Below are 19,815 nucleotides of genomic sequence, written 5' to 3' on the forward strand. Positions count from 1 at the left end.
TAGAGTAACATAATTAGAAATAGTAAAAAAGTTTTACAAAAAGTCAGTTATATTTATTTCAAGTAAATATTAAAGTAAAGGGGAAAACATTAGGAGATAAGTAATGTTAAAAAAATTTTCTTTGAAGTCTAAGCTAATAATTTTTATTATAATTTCTATAGTATCAATATGTATTATTATTAAGGAAGGAATAAATAATAATAAAGCAAATTCAATAATAAATAAGAATGTAGAGATTAAATCTTCAAGTGAGAAAGTGAAAATACAGAATAAAGATACAGAAACGGTTAAAGATAAAGAGAATTTTTACTTAGAGCAAAAATATAAAAAAGGATACGATACTTTTCACAATGGAAACTATAAAGAAGCAATAAAGATAGTAGATGAAGTAATTGCAAAAGATAAAAATTTTTACAAAGCATATAGTATTAAAGGAATAGCCTTATGTTTTCTTGGAAACTATGAAGAGGGGATGAAGTTTATAGACAAGTGTTTACAAATAAGCCCTAAATATGGTTATGGAAGATTTAATAAGGCTCTTGGGTATGAGTTATATGGATACTATGATAAAGCCTTAATATGGTATGATAAGGCTCTAGAAGTTGAAAAATATATATGGAGCTATTATGGTAAGGCTAGTATATATGGTAGACGAGGAGATATAAATAATACAATAAAATATCTAAAAATAGCTATAAGCATGGATTCTTCTGTGAAGAAAATTGCTGAAGAAGAAAGAGATTTTAATAATGTGAGAAATTTTAAAGAATTTAAAGAACTTATTAAATAGAAAGGTACTATCTCTATGTTTTGAGATAGTACCTCTTGTTTATTTTCTATCTAAGACCATTAAGGCTATATTTGTTGAATGGTCACCAACTCTTTCAAGGTTTGTTACTAAGTCAATAAATATTGCGCTACCAGCTGTATTACATTCTCTATTATTTAATCTAGTAAAGTGCTCATTTCTAAATTTCTCTTCCAATTTGTCAATTTTTGATTCTACTTCTATAACTTGTTTTGCTTTGTTGTAATCAAAGTTCTCTAGAGCGGCTATTGAATAATTAACAGCTTCACTAGATACTGTATATATTTCTCTAGCATCTTCTAACCCTTTTTCAGAAAATATAACAGAATCATTTATTTTTAATTCAGCTAATTCTGTAATATTTTTTGCATGATCACCTATTCTCTCTATGTCACTTACAACATGAAATAGGGAAGACACAAGTTGTGATTGGTTTTGAGATAAGTCAGTGTTTGCCAAAAGAACCATATAATCAGTTATTCCTCTTTGCAGGAAGTTAATAAGATTCTCTTGTTCTAGTACAGAACTTATTAATTGTTCATTTCCTGTAAAAAATGCTTCCATAGAATTATCTAGATTTCTAGAGGAAATTTTACCCATTCTCACAATTTCTTTTACCAATTGACCACAAGCTATTGATGGAGTTTCTAAAAGACGCTTGTCAAGATACTCTAAATGATGTACATTATCTACTTTATCTTCTCCAGGTACTAATTTATTAACAAATTTAACTAGTAAAGGAATAAAAGGTACTTGAATTAATACATTAGCAATATTAAATAAAGTATGAGTATTTGCTATTTGTCTTTGGATGTCTCCTCCGAGCATAGGTATAATTTTTAGAACAACATTTAGAAGTAACATAAATACAATTGTTCCTATCCCATTAAAGGTTAAATGTATAAGCGATGCCCTTTTGGCGTTTTTAGTAGTTCCTATACTAGCTAAAAGAGCTGTAACACATGTACCCATATTATCACCAAAAAGTATTGGTAGTGCTGCATCTAAGGTAATTGCATTAGTTCCAGCTAAAGCCATGAGGATACCAATAGTAGCACTACTACTTTGTACTGTTGCAGTCATACATAAACCAACAAGAACTCCTAGTATTGGATGTTTGCCCAAAGTAATCACTAAGTTTTTGAAACTTTCCATTTCTCCTAAGGGCTCCATAGAAGTCTTCATTATTTCCATTCCTACAAACAAAATACCAAAACCAAGAACTATATCTCCAATATCACGTGTTTTCTTTTTCTTACCGAATAAGACCATAGCTGCACCTATTGCTAAAACTAAAGGAGCAATATCAGATAATTTAAAAGCTATAAGTTGAGCAGTCATAGTTGTACCTATGTTTGCTCCCATAATAATTCCTGCAGCTTGAAATAAATTCATAAGACCAGCATTAACAAATCCTACAGTCATTACTGTTGTAGCACTACTACTTTGAATTATTGCAGTAACACCGGCACCAACAAGTACAGCAAAAATTCGATTGCTTGTTAGTACCTCAAGAATTTTCTTTAGTTTTTCTCCTGCAGCTTTTTGAAGACCATCTCCCATAAGTTTCATTCCATAAACAAATAGTCCCAATCCACCTAATAACTGAAAAAACATTATGTAGTTCATACCAACTCTCCCATGTAAATATTAAATTTATGTTAAGTACTTTAAGAATTCTATCACACAAATGTTAAATCTATATTAAGTTATAAAAATAAATTATGTTTATATATTTTTTTTAAAAACAAATAAATATTTGATAGAAATTAAGAATAAGTAAGTTAATAATATTTACGAATTATCTGTATTTATTCCATATTTTTTACATTTTAGTGATACAGTTCTATGGGTTAATCCTAATGCTTTTCCGGCTTTATTATAGCTTTTATATTTTTTCATGGCTAATCTTATAATTTCCTTCTCATATTCTTCCATAGGTAAAATTTCTTCATCTACTAAGTTTATTAAGTTATTACTTTTCGAAAAATTATTTGTTATATAAAAAGGCAAATCCTTACTAGTTAAGACCTCGCCATCACACATATTAATGGCTCTTTCTATTATGTTTTCAAGTTCACGTATATTACCTGGCCAATGATAACTTTGAATATAGGTTAAAGCATCTGGATTTATACCAATGATTTTCTTATTCATTTTAGAACTAATTTTTTTCATAAAATGTTCTACTAAAGAATTAATATCTTCTTTTCTATCTCTTAAAGGTGGTAAATATATACTTATTACATTTAGTCTATAATATAAGTCTTCCCTAAACTCCTCTTTTTGCATCATTTCTTCTAGATTTTTATTTGTAGCAGCTAGGATTCTCACATCCACTTTTTTTGTATTAATACCTCCTATACTTTCAAATTCTTTCTCTTGAATAACTCTAAGTAGTTTTACTTGCATAGAAGGAGGTATATCTCCGATTTCATCTAAGAATATAGTTCCACCATTAGCTATAAGAAATTTACCAGGTTTGCTTTTTAATGCTCCTGTAAATGCACCTTTTTCGTATCCAAACAATTCACTTTCCAAAAGATTTTCCGGTATAGCTGCACAATTAACTCTTACAAAAGGTTTATTTTTTCTACGACTATTATTATGAATTGCTTTTGCAATAAGCTCTTTTCCAGTACCACTTTCGCCACGTATTAAAACAGTAGAAGAAGATCTAGAAGCTTTATCAGCAATTACTAAGCATTCTTTTAAGCTAGTGCTATGTCCTATAATATTACTGAAAGAACTATTTAAAGAAGTGTGTCTTTTTAACTCTTCTTTATAATAGTTTAGTTCCTCTTCAAAATTTTCTAATTTTTTCATAAGAGATTTAATTTCGTCTACAGGTTTAGAAATAGAAATAACACCTTTAAAAGAATTATCTATAAACAAAGGCTGTACTGTAGAAATAATATTTACATCTTTTTTTTGATGAACTATATCCTGTAGTTTTATTTTAGAATTATATACTTTCATTCTTAGTCCATTAAATGATATATCCATTAAGTCTTTACCAAGTATACTTTCACTATCAATATCAAAATATTTCTCATAGGAAGGGTTTATATAGCTAATCTTACGATTTTCATCTACGAAACAGATTAATTCATGAGATGTTTCTAATATCTTTTTAAATTTTTCATTTAACTCCTTCATGCCAACAAGTTCAGATATATCTTGAAAAATACCTACTGCGCCTAGAACTTTATTATCTGATATTATAGGTGAACGATTTACAATTACAATATTATTATATATATGCTGTATTTTACCATATTGATTTTCTTTACTGTGTATTATATATGGTAAATCAGAAGTTGGTATAATATCTTTTACAAACATGCCAATTACATTTTTGGGTTCTTTGTTTATTAGGTTAAGAGCATATTTATTCATAGTTGTGATTTTACAATTAGTATCAATTACTATAACACCAACAGGTATACTTTCTATAATTTGTTTATTTGCGATAGTATTTTCTTCTAAAATAGCATCAATTTTTGTCATAGAAAAATTAACAGGTTTTAGTTCTTTAGAAATAAAGCTACATAATTCATCGACAGCTTTTTTGCCTTTTGCACTTGAGTCTAAACAAGAAACTTCAATTTCTTCATTTTCTTCAACTTTTAAAGAAATTAAAGCTAACATACTTACAGCTATAGATTCATGAGTATTTAATTTTTTTATATGTAATTCTACATTATATTTTGCTTTTAATTCAGATGCTTTATGAACTATTGTAGCTGCTACACGAGTATGTATTCCATTTTTAATATTAATTTTAATATTTCTTTTATACATAAATACCTCTTTTCTTGATAAAAATTATCAAATTATTAAAAAATATTGATAAAAAATATCAATTATATTTTAACCCAGATAAATTAAGCAGTCTAGTGGAATTATATAGATTTTATAGGATTATAATAAATTATAACGCTAAATACCTGATAAAATTTATCAAGTTAAAGTTTCAAATTATATGAAAAATTTTTAATTTTATTATTTTAGAATAAATATAATATATTAATCTATTAATATTATATAAATAGAATTTTTAGCTTAAGTAAAAATGTTAGGCCTAAAATCAGATTTATCAACTGCTGACAAGAATAGTAGGTTTAATTATTTCCAATAAATATATAAACATAATATTAGATAGAGTAGATATTGAATAAGTAAGAAATATTTTAAAATAATTGGCATCAATTTTGCTAAATATAGAATTATGGTATAGTTTTTTATATAGATAGGGACATAATAAATTATAAATAGACATCGGATAAACTAAAGAAATTAATTTTGGGAGGAAAAGTAATGAGAAAAAAAGGGATTGCTGCATCAAAAGGGTATGCAATAGGACATGTTGTAATTAAAGAGGACAGTGAAGTAAAAATAGTAGAGACAATAATAGCAGATATAGAAGCTGAAAAAGGAAGATTGAAAGAGGCAGTTATAAATTCAAAGGAACAATTAGAAAAAATAAAGGAAAAGGCAGAAAAAGATCTTGGTGCAGAAAAAGCAGCTGTTTTTGAAAGTCATATGATGCTTTTGGAAGATCCAGAGTTTACTGGAGCAGTTGAAATGAATATTGAATCATCTAAAATAAATGCAGAGAAGGCATTAATGGATGTAGTATCTATGTATATGGGTATCTTTGCTTCTATGGAAGATGAGTATATGAGAGAAAGAGCAGCTGATGTAAAAGATGTTGGAAATAGAATACTTGCTAATCTTACAGGAAATATAGGAGCAGGTTTAGATAACTTAAATGAAAATACAATAATAGTTGCGCATGATTTAACTCCTTCTGATACAGCTCAACTTGATAAAAATAAAGTTATTGGATTTTTAACTAACATAGGAGGAAGAACTTCCCACAGTGCTATTATGGCAAGAACTTTAGAAATACCAGCTGTTGTAGGACTAAAGGATATAACTAAGTGTATCAAAAACGGAGATCTTGTTATATTAGATGGAGAAGAGGGCATAGCAATAATAAACCCTGATGAAACATTAATAAGTGAATATAAACAAAAAAAGGAAGTTTATGAAAAAGAGAAGGAAGAGTTGAAAAAGCTTATTAATATTGAAACAGTAACAAAATCAGGAAAACGTATAGAGGTTTGTGGAAATATAGGTAAAGCAGAAGACATACACCAAGTTCTTGAAAATGGTGGAGATGGTGTAGGTTTATTTAGAACAGAGTTTTTGTACATGGATAGAGAGGAAATGCCTACTGAAGAAGAGCAATTTGAATCATATAAATATGTAGCTGAGAAATCTAATCCAAAACCTATAGTTATAAGAACACTTGATATAGGGGGAGATAAAAAATTACCATATCTTCCGTTGCCAGAAGAAATGAATCCTTTCTTAGGATATAGAGCAATAAGACTTTGTCTTGATAAAAAAGATATATTCAAGATACAATTAAGAGCATTACTTAGAGCATCAGCTTATGGAAACATTAAAATAATGTTCCCTATGATTTCTTCATTAGAAGAATTTTTAGCTGCTAAAGAAGTACTTAGTGAATGTATGGAAGAATTAAAAGAAGAAGGAAAAGAATTTAATAAAGATTTAGAAGTTGGAATGATGGTAGAAATACCTGCAGCAGCAATTTGTGCTGATGAGCTTGCAAAATATGTTGATTTCTTTAGTATAGGTACTAACGACTTAATTCAGTATACATTAGCTGCAGATAGAATGAATGAAAAAGTTTCATATTTATATAAACCAAATCATCCAGCAGTTTTAAGACTAATTAAGATGACGATAGATGCAGCCCATAAAGAAGGAAAATGGTGTGGAATGTGTGGAGAAGTAGCTGGTGACGAATCAATGATTCCTATACTTGTAGAATACGGGTTAGATGAATTTTCAATGAGTGCTACATCTATATTAAAAGCAAAGCAAATTATAATGAATAATTAAATAGTATTTTAATCATTAATTACGAAGAAACTTAATTTGTATAATAATTAAAATAATCACAACCTTTAGAGTATGAGGGCCATATCACTTAATGTGTATAGGCCCTTTTGTTATATTAATAATTAAAAATTACCTAATTAATAGTAAAAATTATATGATACATATAGTTTCAATGATATAATAAATAATAAAACATTATAAAAAGGTTAGGGGGAATTTTCATGAAAAATCATAGTGCTTTTAGATATAATAAAGTTTTAAGTTTTATAGTATGTTTAATTCTAACAGGGAATATTGCAATGCTTACTGGGTGCTCTAAAAATAAAGACAAAGTTGAAAACAATACAGTTGCTTCACAAAGTGATACTCCTAAAAATAATGAAGTTGCGGTAGAAAATTCTGAAAAAGAAGTTAAAAATAATAATGAAGATAGTAAAAAAGAGACTGAGAAAAGTGAAGTCAATAAAAAAGCAATGGTAAGTAAGCAAGGTGAAAACAAAAATGATTTTAGCTTTGTTAAGAATAAATTAGATAAAAATAAAGAACCAGAATTTTCAACAGAATGGAAAAAATCTATTAATGGTAAATTAAGTGCATGCATAGAAGGTAAAGGACCTGATGGAAATGAAGAGGGAGTAGGAAAGATATATGTAAAGGACTTATCAAATAATGAAAAATGGTTTTTGGAACTTATAACTAAAGATAAACAAAGTTCTCCAAAGATAAATTTAGAATGGTTAGATGATGAGAATATAGCAATTATAGTGGGAATGGCATATGGAACAGTGGGAGTAGGAGGAAATGTGTATAAAGTTAATCTTAAAACAGGTAAATCAGGAATTTTGTATAATACAAATGGTACAAAAAAGCAAGTTACATCTATAAAAAAGGCTAATAATAATTTAGAACTTCAATTATTAGTATATGATGATGATAATTTTGAAAATAGTCATACTGAAAAGAAAATAATGAATTTAGGGGGAAAATAGTTATTACAGATGGATAAGTCAAATAAGCTATATGGAAAGGCTTTAAACCAATATGAGAATGGATATATTGATAATGCAATAGCAACATGTGAACAAAGTATTTCGATAAATATAAAGAATAGAGCATCTATAAACTTAAAGGGATTATTATACTATTTTAAAGGTGATATAGAAGGTGCTAGAGCTCTTTGGAAACTAAATTCTCAGGTAAACAATGATGAAGTATCTAAAAAATATTTGCAAAGTTTGAATAAGGATGAAAAAAATTTAAGTGCATATACTAAAGCAGTAAACTATATTAAGCAACTTAAAATACAAGAGGCGCTAACATTACTTATGGAATGTAGTGAAAGTGATTATAATTGTATAAACGTTAGTAATGCAATAGCTACTTGCTATATAAAACTAGGTCAATATGATAAATCAATTAGTTATATAAATAAGGTTATAAAAATAGACAAAAAAAATGAAATAGCATTACAAAATAAAAAAGAAATTATTAAATATGGGATCAGTAGAAAAAAATTAGAATCTACTCAATCCAATAGTTTAATTAAAAGGTTAACTATAGTAGTAATTTTTATACTGATTGTTATATTCATAGGAAAATTTAATTTAAAAGGAATTAAGGATATTGCAAGTAGTTTCAAAAAAACAAAAACTAATACTAACATTAATTTAAATAATAAAAAGCAACAAATAGATAAAGTTGCCGATACAAGTAATAAGCAAAAGAATAGTATAGAAACCAAACAAGAAAAGTTTCCGTATGATGATTTTAAAAAGTGTTTAGATCAAAAAGATTATAATAAACTTTTCAATTATGTTTCTAAATGGAAAAATAAAAATTTAAGTATAAATGATAAGAGCTTATTTGCTAAAGGTGAGGAACTATTAAAGAATGAAGGGGTAAAATATTTTTATACTAATGGTAAAGATGAATTATTACTGCGTAAAGACTATAAAAAAGCTATAGATAATCTGTTGAAAGCTTATTCTTTTGGAGCAAGTAGTTATTTATATCAAGATATCATCTATATGATAGGTGTTTCTTATCATAATCTAGGAGATGTAGAAAACGCTTTGAAATATTTCAATCAATATGATATTAATTATTCTAAGGGTAGCTATGAGGAAGAAGTGTTGTATAGGCTTGTTGTATTAAATAAAAATATAAATTTAAAAAAATCTAAAGAGTATGCTCAAAAATTAGTTAGTAATTATCCAAACTCTGATTATAATAATTCTTTAGTTAAGGGCCTATTAAGCAATTAATTCATATAATATAAAATGAAGGCTTAAAAATGAACATTATAGGGTAAAATAGATATATTAATAAAATATATCTATAAAAATCGGTAACTTTAAATACTATTATAATTAACTAGACAACAATTAAATAAAATATTTCATGAAGAAATGATTCTAATTACAAATCGTTATTAATTAATAAAAATTAACTCTTGACTTATGTATAAAATAGCGATATATTATAAGTATGAAGATACCCTATGAGGGTATATGAATGAAATGGAGGTATTGTATTATGGTAAGAGAAATCGGAGGTTCAAATTTTATACAAGAAGTTATAAATTCTGAAATACCAGCTGTTGTTGATTTTTGGGCACCATGGTGTGGACCTTGCAGAATGTTAGGACCAGTTATGGATGAAGTTGCTGAAGAAATAGGTAATAAAGCTAAGTTTTTTAAGATGAATGTAGACCAGAATACAGCAGTAGCTCAAAAATATAAAATTTCTAGTATACCATGTGTTATGATTTTTAAAGGTGGAGAAGTGGTAGAGACTATAGTAGGATTTAGACCTAAGCAAGACATAGAAAGATTAATTGCAGCGAACCTATAAAAAACAGGCCCACCAATGCTTTTATAAGTATTGTGGGCTTTTATAATATTTAGGAGGATAAGTTATGAGTGAAAGGTATGATATAGCTATTGTAGGTTCTGGACCTGCAGGTCTTGAAGCTGCTATAAATGCCAAAATAAGAAATAAAAATATAATTATTTTTGGTAATAAAGATTTAAGTTCTAAATTAATGAAAGCTCCAAAAATAAATAACTATTTAGGGTTTTATAACATTACAGGAATTGAGCTTAAAAAACATTATGAAGAACATATAAAGAGTATGGGAATAGAGATAACAGAGGAAAGAATTAATGCTATATATGCTATGGGAGATTATTTTGCTCTAATGGTAAATGAAAAAACTTATGAGGCTAAAGCGATTATATTAGCTACAGGGGTAGAATATGGTAAACCTATGAAGGGTGAAGAAGAGTTTTTAGGTAGGGGGGTAGGGTATTGTGCTACTTGTGATGCTCCGCTATATAAAGATAAAATAGTTACAGTAGTAGGATATAATAAAGAAGCAGAAGAAGAAGCTAACTATGTAAGTGAACTTGCATCTACATTGTACTATATTCCTATGTATAGGGGTGAATATAATCTAAGTGATAAGGTTATAGTTATGGAAGATAAACCATTAGAAATTGCAGGAGACGATAGAGTTAACAAAGTTGTTCTTCAAAATAGTGATTTAAAAACAGATGGTGTATTTATATTGAAAGATAGTATATCTCCGAATCAACTAGTCCCTGGCTTAGAAATGGAAAATGAGCATATAAAGGTAAATAGAAGAATGGAAACTAATATAAAAAATTGTTATGCAGCGGGAGATTGTACTGGAAAGCCGTATCAGTATATGAAAGCAGCTGGAGAAGGCCAAATAGCTGCTCTATCTGCAGTAGAAGGAATGTAAAATGATTTTTGTAACTAAAAAAGCAGCTTATAATATGAAATTATAAGCTGCTTTTGTATGTTTTTATGGCATATTAAAATATGCATGTGTAAGCTTAAATTAGTTACTGAACTATGAAAAACACGTGATTACCAATTTTTTTAACGTTTGATTTATTTATATTTTTCATCCACTTGGATGTAGCTATCTTTGGATTGTAAAAGTAAATTGCATTATTTGTTGGATCATTACCCTTTAGAGCTTCTTTTACAGCACGGTAACAATTTTCATCAGGAGTTACGGTTATATTTCCATTTCTAACACAAGAAAAAGCTGATTTTTGTTTTACAACCCCTTCAACATTATTAGGGAACCTACCATCACGAAGTCTATTTAGTATTACAGAGGCCACGGCAATCTTACCTTCATAAGGTTCTGCACAACTTTCTGCATATACCACTTGAGCCATTAAATGTATATCTGAATTGGTTAAATAAAAATTTTGTCCTTTAGTGTTAAAAACAGTTACTACTTGAGCTTCCTCCTTATATAAATTCTTTGTGTCTGTATCTCTTATAACTTGAGCGTTGGCATAATTAAATAAAGAAAAAGTTAAAACAATTAACATAATTATGCTAACAAATGTTTTTTTCATTTACTGTATCCTCTCCTTATAAAATTTAATCAGTGAGAATAAGTAGGCTATTCATATTGTTCCCCTTTTAAAAAAAATAATTCAAATATATTAAAAATTTCATAAAATAAATAAAAAAGTTATTGTGGCAAGAATTTATTTTTTAAGTTGTTATATTCTTTCATAAAATTATTATAATCATCAGTAAATATATAATATTTATTATTTGAACCTTCGTATAACTTATCTATAGATGTATTGTTTTGTTCGGGTAAAGGGGTTAACATTTCTGTTTTTACTGCGTATTTTAAGTCTTCTATGTATGAACTATAATCATCCAAAGTTTTTGTAAAAAGATTATATACGTTTATAGAACTTTGAGGTACTGTTACATTTGAAGCTTTGCTTTTAATTTTATCAATAGTGTATTTAGTATTTGTTATCTTGTTTAGTAGTTCATTATATAAACTACTGTCTTGCCTAGCGTTATCAATATCTTTAGAAAAATTTTTATTTATAGAATTAAGATTATCTAAAAGAGTTGTAAGAGAATTAAAAAATTCTTTATTTTGACTATTTGCTATTTCATTATCAATATTTTGACGTATCTGTTTTTCAACAAAGAATACAGTATTATTTATAAAATCTAGACATTCTTTAGGAAGCGTTATCTTTAATCTTTTTATGGACACTAAAGAGTATTCGTTCATACAGTTATCTCTAAATTTGTTAATTAAATTTAGAGTGTTTTTTAAGGTTTTACTCTTGGGATTTTTACAAACTAAATATATTTGTTCATAAAGAGATATATTATCTTTTAGACCTTTAATAAGATTTTCGTGGTCAGATTTATATTTATCCATAACTACAAATCCTTTTGAGTTTTCCTCTGATGTTTTTAATGAAGATATTAAAGAAGGAAGTTCACTCAATATTTTTTCATTGTCGATAGTTTGACCTTTAATAAATTTAGGGGTTGATTCATTTATATTATTTATAGTGCGTATCTCTGAGTGTATATTTTTTTCATAGGTAGATAAAGATTTTTTAGTGAAAAAGTAGTATGTTCCATAGAAAGCAACTAATCCTAGTAATATAAATACCAAAGCAAAAACTAAAGTTTTTTGGCTTTCCTTATCTTGCAAATTCAAATGACTCACTCCTTTGCAATAATATATTTACTATATCTCAAGAAATTGCTTATTTCCTGATTTAATTTGATGTCTAAACATTCTAATGAAACCATCTTCTTTAAAGAGGGAATAAAGAATGTATCGACTAGAGGTTCCTACATTTTAAATGGAGTAAAAATTTTAATGAAACAAGAACCCTATTTATATTTTAATATTAACATATAAAGGATATTATTCTAGTATATCATAAAATCTTTTTTATTTAATATGTATATTAAGTAGATAGTAAATAAAAAATTATGTCTTAATAAACTGTTGAATTTACGTAATATTTAAGTTGTGAATTATTATGATATGAATAAATTGTTATATAGTACTAGGTTATTTATTTATATTTTAGAGTAATATAAATAAATAACATTATTCTAAAATATAACTAAATAAAAGAAATTTTATACTTGAATATTAGAGTTTATTTAATTAATTAATAAAAATTATAAAATTTTATGAATTTGTTTACTTTTTGCTATTAATAAGAAAACTATAGTGTATAATTATATTTAGGTATAGGGCAATTTCATAAATGTATATTCTAAGATAATAAGCAATGAAATTTAGGAGAAATTATATACATTTTATTAATAATTATGTGATTTCTTATTTACATATTATTATGAGGGGTGAAATAAGTGGATGTAATAAACGTGATTATAAATACAGTGCAAAATATTAGTATAACTTCTATATTAGATATTATTGTGGTTTCATATATTTTTTATAAAATATATATGTTAATGAATGAAACAAGGGCTGAACAATTGTTAAAAGGAATTCTTTTAATTATATTACTTATTCCAATAAGTAGTTTATTACATTTGACCACATTGAATTGGATACTAAATAAAACATTAACAATAGGGGTTCTTTCTTTTGTCATAATCTTTCAGCCAGAAATAAGAAAAGCACTTGAGCATATTGGAAGAAGTGCTTTTACTGATAAGCATATATTTGAAGATGAAGAAAAAGCTGATAAAATAATAACTGAGATTGTAAATGCAGTAGAAAATTTATCTAAAAGTAGGACAGGAGCACTTATTGTAATTGAGCAAGCGACAGGACTTGGGGATGTAATTGCAACAGGTAATCACTTAGATTCGGCTATTTCGGCGGCATTGTTAGAGAATATATTTGTTGTTAACACACCTCTTCACGATGGTGCTACAATTATTAGAAATGATAGAATTGCAGCGGCAGGATGTTTTTTACCATTAACAAATAATAACGATATAAATAAACAACTTGGAACAAGGCATAGAGCTGCTATAGGAATATCCGAAATATCGGATGCTTTAACTATAGTGGTATCTGAGGAAACAGGAATAATCTCTTTAGCTGTAAGTGGTAATCTCACTAGATATTATACTAAAGATAAGTTAAAAGATGTGTTAATTAAAATTATTGAATCTAGAAACAGCAAGAAAGAGACATATAAGGAGAAGGTGAAGTCATGGTTAAGAAAAGCAGACAACAATTAATAATAAAGATATGCTGTTTTATAGCTGCTTTTGTTTTGTGGCTTTACACATCTAATGATGAAGCTACAAGTAAAACATATAAAATCTCTAATATAGCAGTTGAAATAGTTAATGAGGATGTATTAACTCAATCTGGGCTTACACTATCTCCTAATCAAAATTTCACTACTTCCTTAAAGATAACAGGAATGCCTTCAGAACTTTATTCTGTAAAGGCTGATGAGTTTAAAATTACTGCAGATGTTGGAGCTTATGCTTTAAAAAAAGGAAGCAATAGAATTCCAATTAATATTGTTAAAAGACCTAATAAAAATATAAATATAATAAATGATGGTTCTATGTGGATGACTATACAGGTAGATGATTATGTTGAAAAATCCTTTCAAGTAAAATCAAGGTTTAATGGAGATTCTAAAAATGGATTCTATAAAGAACCTCCTATAATAACTCCTGATAATGTTGTTGTTAGCGGTGCTAAGCAATATGTAGATAAAGTTGATGGGGTTTTTGCAGAAATTAAGATAGATAACTCAGACAAAAATATTAATATGTTAGCGCCATTAAAAGCACTAGATAAAACGGGAAGAGAGATACCAGAAGTTCAAATATCGCCTAAATTTGTAGATGTTGTTGTTCCTATTCAAAAAACAAAGCAGGTAGGACTAAATATAAAGACAAAAGGTAAATTAAAATCGGGGTTAACACTAAAGGCTATTAAGCCTAAATATGATAAAGTCGTAATTACTGGTGATCCAAAAGATTTGGTTGCAATAGAAAAAATTGATACTGAACCAATAGACTTAAGCCATATAACTCCAGATAAATCTTATGTTAAATTAAACTTAATTATTCCATCAGGAATAAAGCTTATAAAAGAGGAACAATCTATTAGTGCTCAAGTTGTTTTGGATACAACTACTGAAAAAAATATAGGACTTAAGATAGAAGTTAAAAATGTAAAAAAAGGTTTTATTGCAAAGTTAGATAATTATAATTTATCTTTGAAAATTTCGGGAACAAAAACTTTAGTAGATAGTATAAAGAATAGTGATATACAATGTTTTGTTAATTTAGAATCTCTTGAAGAAGGAGAGTATACAATTCCTGTAAATATAAAATTACCATCAGGAATTAATAAAGTATCTCAGAGTATTGAATTTGCAAAAGTTGTAATATCCAAAGAAGTTACAACATCAAAGCCAGAGGATGGAAATGGTAATTCTAATACAAATTCTAATGGCGAAGGTACAACAAATACAAAACCTACTAGTAATTAAATTAAAAATAGATAAAATGTAAATTTAAATATCTTGGAGGCTATAAATGACAATAAGAATAAGCAATTTAACACTAGATATAGATGAAGACATTGAACTATTAAGAAAGAAAGTATGTAAAAAATTAAGAATTAAGGATAAAGATATAAAGAGTTTTAAAATTTTAAGAGAATCTATTGATGCAAGAAAAAAGAATTCTATAAAATTCAACTATAGTTTAGAGGTAGAGTGTGAAAATGAATCTAGATTAGTGGCTTTAGCTAGAGATAAAGATATAAAGATTGAAGAAGTTAAATATGATTCAGAATTTCAACTTGGGAATAAACAACTAGATAATAGACCAGTTGTAGTAGGAATGGGTCCTGCGGGGATGTTTGCAGCATTACTTTTAGCGGAAAAAGGATATAAACCTATAGTTTTTGAGCGAGGAGAAAAGGTAGAGGAAAGAACAAGAACGGTAGAAGGTTTCTGGAATGGAGATAAATTAAATTTAAATTCAAATGTACAATTTGGTGAAGGCGGAGCAGGTACTTTTTCTGATGGTAAATTAACTACTAGAATAAAGGATTCTAGATGTGATTTTGTTTTAGAAAAGTTTGTAGAGTCTGGTGCTCCAGAAGAAATTAAGTATAAAGGTAAGCCACATATAGGAACGGATATACTTAAAACTGTTGTTAAGAATATAAGAGAAAAAATTATAAGCTTAGGTGGAGAAGTTAGATTTAATAGTAAGCTTGAAGACTTAAAATATAATGATAATAATAAATTGTGTGCAATTGTAGTAAATGAAGAAGAAATCCCTTGTGATGTTTTAATTCTTGCATTAGGACATAGTTCTAGAGACACGTATGAAATGTTATATAAAAGAGGAGTTTTTATGTCACCCAAACCTTTTGCCATTGGAGTAAGAATTGAGCATTCGCAAGAATTAATAAATCAAACTCAATATGGTAAATTTGCAAAACACAAAAAACTTAAAGCTGCAGATTATAAGTTGACATATACAAGTAAAAATACAAATAGAGCAGTTTATAGCTTTTGTATGTGTCCAGGGGGAGAAGTTGTTGCAGCATCTTCAGAAGAAGGAAGGCTTGTAACTAATGGTATGAGTTTTTATAGACGAGATAAAGAAAATGCAAATGCAGCTATTGTAGTTACTGTTGGAGAAAGTGATTTTGTAGGAGAAACTCCTCTTAAGGGAATGGAATTCCAAAGAAAATATGAAAGCTTAGCTTTTAAACTAGGTGGAGGAAACTATAATGCACCTATTCAGTTAGTCGGTGATTTTTTAGAAGATAGAGTAAGTAAAAGATTAGGAAGTATAAAGCCCACATATAAACCAGGATATACTTTTGCCAATTTAAAAGACTGCTTACCTAATGAAGTTGTAGAGACTTTAAAAGAAGGATTGGTAGCTTTTGATAAAAAAATAAAAGGATTTGCTGAGAAGGATGCTGTTTTAACAGGAATAGAAACAAGAACATCTGCACCAGTAAAAATACAGAGAAATGAGAAATTGCAAAGTATTTCTGTAAATGGACTATATCCAGCAGGAGAAGGTGCAGGATATGCTGGTGGGATTATGTCCGCAGCTGTTGATGGGTTAAAATGTGCTGAGAGTATAATGAAGGAATATGCACAATTATAATAATTGATTATATTAAAAAAGGATCCTTAAAATATATTTTAGGTACTATACATTGATATTTTAATCTTAGAATAATCAATATATAGTACTATTTTTTATGATTTGAGATGGTTCTTTTTTATGTTTATTTTTAATTATAGATTAATATATAGGACTATATTATAATTCTTAAATGGCGAAAATTAAACGTTTACATAAAATAGAAATTTATTTTACAATAGAAATATATTAATAGGTATAATATGCTATAATTAAAAATAGTTATATTATAATTCATATTTTATTAATAATTATTATTTGGAGGAAGGTAGATATGAAAAAAAAGCATGATATGAATCTAATAGTAAAAATGCTTATAGGCATTGCAATTGGTATAATACTTGGATTGGTTGCTAATGAAAAATTTATGCAGGTTATACTTACTATTAAGGAAATTTTAGGTTCTATAATATTTTTCACTGTACCATTAGTTATATTTGGATTTATAACCCCTGCTATAACAAGTTTGAAGGATAATGCCAGTAAAATGTTAGGTACTATGCTAGGAATGAGTTATTTATCTGCTGTATGTGCAGCAACTATGTCAGCTGTTGCAGGGTATATTATAATACCTCATTTAAATATTTCTAGTCAAGTTGCTCAGTTACAAAAACTCCCAGAAATAGTTTTTAAGTTAAAAATAGATCCTATTATGCCAGTTATGACAGCTTTAGTTTTAGCTATATTCACAGGTGTATCAGTAATATGGACAAAAGCTGAAGCAGTAGACAAACTATTAGGTGAAATACAGCAGATGGTAATGGCTATAATTACTAGAATAATAGTACCAATTTTACCTATTTTTATTGCTACTACATTTAGTGAATTGTCATATACAGGAAGTTTAACAAAACAGCTTCCAGTATTCTTAGAAGTAATAATCATAGTTCTTATAGGACATTTTATATGGCTTACAGTTTTATATTCAATAGCTGGAGCAATTTCTAAACAGAATCCATGGGAGGTAGTAAAACATTACTTACCTGCATATTTAACAGCAGTTGGCACAATGTCTAGTGCGGCTACATTACCAGTATCATTAAAATGTGCACATAAATCAAAAGCTTTATTACCAGAAGTTGTTGATTTTGCTATACCTTTGGGAGCAACTACACATCTTTGCGGATCTGTATTAACGGAAATGTTCTTTTGTTTAACAATATCAAAGATATTGTATGGTTCGTTGCCGCATGTAGGAACAGTAGTTTTATTTATAATTTTATTTGGTATATTTGCAGTAGGTGCTCCAGGGGTTCCAGGAGGAACTGTTATGGCATCACTTGCAATTGTAACGGGAGTGCTAGGATTTGAAGCATCAGGAGTAGGATTATTAATGGCAATATTTGCTCTTCAGGATAGTTTTGGTACAGCTTGCAACATTACTGGAGATGGCGCTTTAGCATTAGCTCTTAGGGGAATATTCTATGATAAAGATGGAAATTTAAAAAAATAAATATATAAAAGGTTTTAGATAAAAATAGTATAAAATTACTATAATAGTGATCAGAACCCTATGCAAATGCATAGGGTTTTTACTATATTAAAAAGTATTAAATGGATTTGTAAGCTTGATATCTTTAAAAATTAATATATTTAATATAATTATGATATATATTAATATAAAATATTAAAAAAATTAATTTTTATAAAAATAATATTAAAAAAATTAATTTTTCTATTGAAAAATATTAGGATAATATATATAATTTAAGTAATAAAAATAAATGGAAAAAATTAATTGGGGGTGAATATAGTGGAATATGAAAAGAAAGTGAATCCACAAAAAAATTATAAATTATTAAAAAATATGTCTTTGTTATTATTTGGAAGATTAATATCTTTATTTGGAAGTCAAATATATACTTTTGCAATAGGATTATATGTATTAAAGACTACAGGTTCTGGGATTGCTTTTTCTGGAACATTAATTTTTGCAACTATACCTAGAGTCATATTCGGTCCAATAGCTGGTGTTATATCAGATAGATTAGATAGAAAGAAAATGGTTGTAGGTATGGATATACTAAGTGGATTAGTTGTTTTAGCACTTGTAATTGTTTCAAGTGTTAATGGTTTTAAGTTGTCATATATTTATGCCGCTAATTTATTTTTAAATACCTTTAATACATTCTTTGATATACCTTTTACTGCATCTATACCTAATATTGTAGATGATAAAAGTTTAATGAGGACAAATTCTTTTAATCAATCAATAACTTCTATAGCTCAAATAGGAGGGCCTTTTGTAGGAGGAATTGTATTTGCTTTTGTAAATATGAAAATATTTTTAATTATAAATGCTGTTTCTTTTATATTCTCAGGTATCTCAGAAATGTTTATAGATTTTAATTATAATAAAGTTTCTAAACCTGAGAGTCAGGAAAAAAATGAGATTGACAATAAAAATATATTGGAAATCCTTTGGTGTGATTTTAGAGAGGGATTCTTATTTTTAAGAAGTCAAAATGCTTTGTTTATGTTATGTATATTTTCAGTATTTTTAAATTTTTTTGTGTGCTTTGGAATTACAGTGCCATATCCATATATAATTAATAATGTAATTAAACTATCTTCAAAACAATTTGGGATTTTAGAGGGAATATTTCCTTTAGGTATGTTAGTAGGGGCTCTTATAATGGGATATTTGCCAGAAAAACAAAAAAAATATAAATCATTAATTTTAGGAATCGTGACTATGGATATATTGATAATTATGATAGGTATTCCTATAGTCCCTAGGTTTATGATTTTTAATAAAACTAGCTACTTTATTTATTTTATAATAATCTTGTTCATATCTGGAATATCCAATGTTTATATTAATCTACCAATAGGAGTTATTATACAAAGAGAAGTACCAGATAATTTAAGAGGAAGGGTATTTGGTATGCTTGAGACAATATGTATGGCTATAATTCCTTTAGGCCTGATATTGTCAGGTATTATAATAGATAAAGTGGATGTTTGGATATTACCTGTTATATCAGGAATAATCCTATTAGTAGTAACATTTATAATGACATTAAATAGCGATATTAGAAAAATATAATTTTAGA

15 protein-coding genes are annotated in these 19,815 nt (G+C 27.4%); 11 read left to right on the forward strand and 4 right to left on the reverse strand.

What is annotated here, in order from left to right; all coding sequences use genetic code 11:
- Positions 1-103: 103 nt before the first annotated feature.
- Positions 104-790, forward strand: coding sequence for a tetratricopeptide repeat protein (locus tag OW729_RS02150; RefSeq protein ID WP_268059769.1), 687 nt, complete (start codon positions 104-106; stop codon positions 788-790).
- Positions 791-829: 39 nt separating this feature from the next.
- Here OW729_RS02150 and OW729_RS02155 read toward each other — a convergent pair whose 3' ends face one another.
- Both OW729_RS02155 and OW729_RS02160 read right to left on the reverse strand, forming a co-directional pair.
- Entirely contained in the window at positions 830-2,437 is a 1,608-nt protein-coding gene (locus OW729_RS02155) for a Na/Pi cotransporter family protein (RefSeq protein WP_268059771.1), read from the reverse strand.
- A 165-nt stretch (positions 2,438-2,602) separates the two neighbouring features.
- Positions 2,603-4,612 carry a sigma 54-interacting transcriptional regulator gene (locus tag OW729_RS02160; RefSeq protein WP_268059772.1) on the reverse strand — a complete coding sequence of 670 codons (2,010 nt, stop codon included), beginning with the start codon at positions 4,610-4,612 and terminating at the stop codon, positions 2,603-2,605.
- 516 nt (positions 4,613-5,128) lie between these two features.
- Here OW729_RS02160 and ptsP point away from each other — a divergent pair.
- From ptsP to OW729_RS02185, 5 genes are all read left to right on the forward strand, one after another.
- Positions 5,129-6,748 carry a phosphoenolpyruvate--protein phosphotransferase gene (gene ptsP, locus OW729_RS02165; RefSeq protein WP_268059773.1) on the forward strand — a complete coding sequence of 540 codons (1,620 nt, stop codon included), beginning with the start codon at positions 5,129-5,131 and terminating at the stop codon, positions 6,746-6,748.
- Positions 6,749-6,969: 221 nt separating this feature from the next.
- Entirely contained in the window at positions 6,970-7,737 is a 768-nt protein-coding gene (locus tag OW729_RS02170; RefSeq protein WP_268059774.1) for a DUF4652 domain-containing protein, read from the forward strand.
- 9 nt (positions 7,738-7,746) lie between these two features.
- Positions 7,747-9,012: a tetratricopeptide repeat protein gene (locus OW729_RS02175; RefSeq protein ID WP_268059775.1), complete on the forward strand. Its 1,266-nt coding sequence runs from the start codon at positions 7,747-7,749 to the stop codon at positions 9,010-9,012.
- Positions 9,013-9,283: 271 nt separating this feature from the next.
- Positions 9,284-9,601 (forward strand): thioredoxin, encoded by a 318-nt coding sequence (gene trxA, locus OW729_RS02180; RefSeq protein ID WP_268059776.1) that lies wholly within the window; start codon positions 9,284-9,286, stop codon positions 9,599-9,601.
- A 64-nt stretch (positions 9,602-9,665) separates the two neighbouring features.
- Positions 9,666-10,514 carry an NAD(P)/FAD-dependent oxidoreductase gene (locus OW729_RS02185; RefSeq protein ID WP_268059777.1) on the forward strand — a complete coding sequence of 283 codons (849 nt, stop codon included), beginning with the start codon at positions 9,666-9,668 and terminating at the stop codon, positions 10,512-10,514.
- 103 nt (positions 10,515-10,617) lie between these two features.
- Here OW729_RS02185 and OW729_RS02190 read toward each other — a convergent pair whose 3' ends face one another.
- Both OW729_RS02190 and OW729_RS02195 read right to left on the reverse strand, forming a co-directional pair.
- Positions 10,618-11,148, reverse strand: coding sequence for a cell wall hydrolase (locus OW729_RS02190; RefSeq protein WP_268059778.1), 531 nt, complete (start codon positions 11,146-11,148; stop codon positions 10,618-10,620).
- A gap of 119 nt (positions 11,149-11,267) precedes the next feature.
- The gene (locus tag OW729_RS02195; protein ID WP_268059779.1) at positions 11,268-12,278 is read right to left on the reverse strand and encodes a hypothetical protein; all 1,011 of its coding nucleotides are present in this window, start codon (positions 12,276-12,278) and stop codon (positions 11,268-11,270) included.
- 671 nt (positions 12,279-12,949) lie between these two features.
- Here OW729_RS02195 and cdaA point away from each other — a divergent pair.
- From cdaA to OW729_RS02220, 5 genes are all read left to right on the forward strand, one after another.
- Positions 12,950-13,795, forward strand: a complete 846-nt coding sequence (gene cdaA / locus OW729_RS02200; protein WP_268059780.1) for a diadenylate cyclase CdaA — start codon at positions 12,950-12,952, stop codon at positions 13,793-13,795.
- Entirely contained in the window at positions 13,768-15,072 is a 1,305-nt protein-coding gene (locus OW729_RS02205; RefSeq protein WP_268059781.1) for a CdaR family protein, read from the forward strand. The genes cdaA and OW729_RS02205 overlap by 28 nt, the downstream gene beginning before the upstream one ends.
- A gap of 46 nt (positions 15,073-15,118) precedes the next feature.
- The gene (locus OW729_RS02210; protein WP_268059782.1) at positions 15,119-16,720 is read left to right on the forward strand and encodes an NAD(P)/FAD-dependent oxidoreductase; all 1,602 of its coding nucleotides are present in this window, start codon (positions 15,119-15,121) and stop codon (positions 16,718-16,720) included.
- Positions 16,721-17,033: 313 nt separating this feature from the next.
- Positions 17,034-18,212, forward strand: a complete 1,179-nt coding sequence (locus OW729_RS02215) for a dicarboxylate/amino acid:cation symporter (protein ID WP_268059783.1) — start codon at positions 17,034-17,036, stop codon at positions 18,210-18,212.
- Between the two features lie 300 nt (positions 18,213-18,512).
- Positions 18,513-19,808 carry an MFS transporter gene (locus tag OW729_RS02220; RefSeq protein ID WP_268059784.1) on the forward strand — a complete coding sequence of 432 codons (1,296 nt, stop codon included), beginning with the start codon at positions 18,513-18,515 and terminating at the stop codon, positions 19,806-19,808.
- The last annotated feature ends 7 nt before the right edge of the window (positions 19,809-19,815 follow it).

The organism is Clostridium brassicae (assembly GCF_026738875.1).
GTDB classification, from domain to species: Bacteria; Bacillota; Clostridia; order Clostridiales; family Clostridiaceae; genus Clostridium_H; species Clostridium_H brassicae.

Coding starts and splice junctions, on each gene's coding strand:
- OW729_RS02150 (WP_268059769.1), top strand. CDS start 104: ATGTTAAAAAAATTTTCTTTGAAGTCTAAGCTAATAATTTTTATTATA.
- OW729_RS02155 (WP_268059771.1), bottom strand. CDS start 2,437: ATGAACTACATAATGTTTTTTCAGTTATTAGGTGGATTGGGACTATTT.
- OW729_RS02160 (WP_268059772.1), bottom strand. CDS start 4,612: ATGTATAAAAGAAATATTAAAATTAATATTAAAAATGGAATACATACT.
- ptsP (WP_268059773.1), top strand. CDS start 5,129: ATGAGAAAAAAAGGGATTGCTGCATCAAAAGGGTATGCAATAGGACAT.
- OW729_RS02170 (WP_268059774.1), top strand. CDS start 6,970: ATGAAAAATCATAGTGCTTTTAGATATAATAAAGTTTTAAGTTTTATA.
- OW729_RS02175 (WP_268059775.1), top strand. CDS start 7,747: ATGGATAAGTCAAATAAGCTATATGGAAAGGCTTTAAACCAATATGAG.
- trxA (WP_268059776.1), top strand. CDS start 9,284: ATGGTAAGAGAAATCGGAGGTTCAAATTTTATACAAGAAGTTATAAAT.
- OW729_RS02185 (WP_268059777.1), top strand. CDS start 9,666: ATGAGTGAAAGGTATGATATAGCTATTGTAGGTTCTGGACCTGCAGGT.
- OW729_RS02190 (WP_268059778.1), bottom strand. CDS start 11,148: ATGAAAAAAACATTTGTTAGCATAATTATGTTAATTGTTTTAACTTTT.
- OW729_RS02205 (WP_268059781.1), top strand. CDS start 13,768: ATGGTTAAGAAAAGCAGACAACAATTAATAATAAAGATATGCTGTTTT.
- OW729_RS02210 (WP_268059782.1), top strand. CDS start 15,119: ATGACAATAAGAATAAGCAATTTAACACTAGATATAGATGAAGACATT.
- OW729_RS02215 (WP_268059783.1), top strand. CDS start 17,034: ATGAAAAAAAAGCATGATATGAATCTAATAGTAAAAATGCTTATAGGC.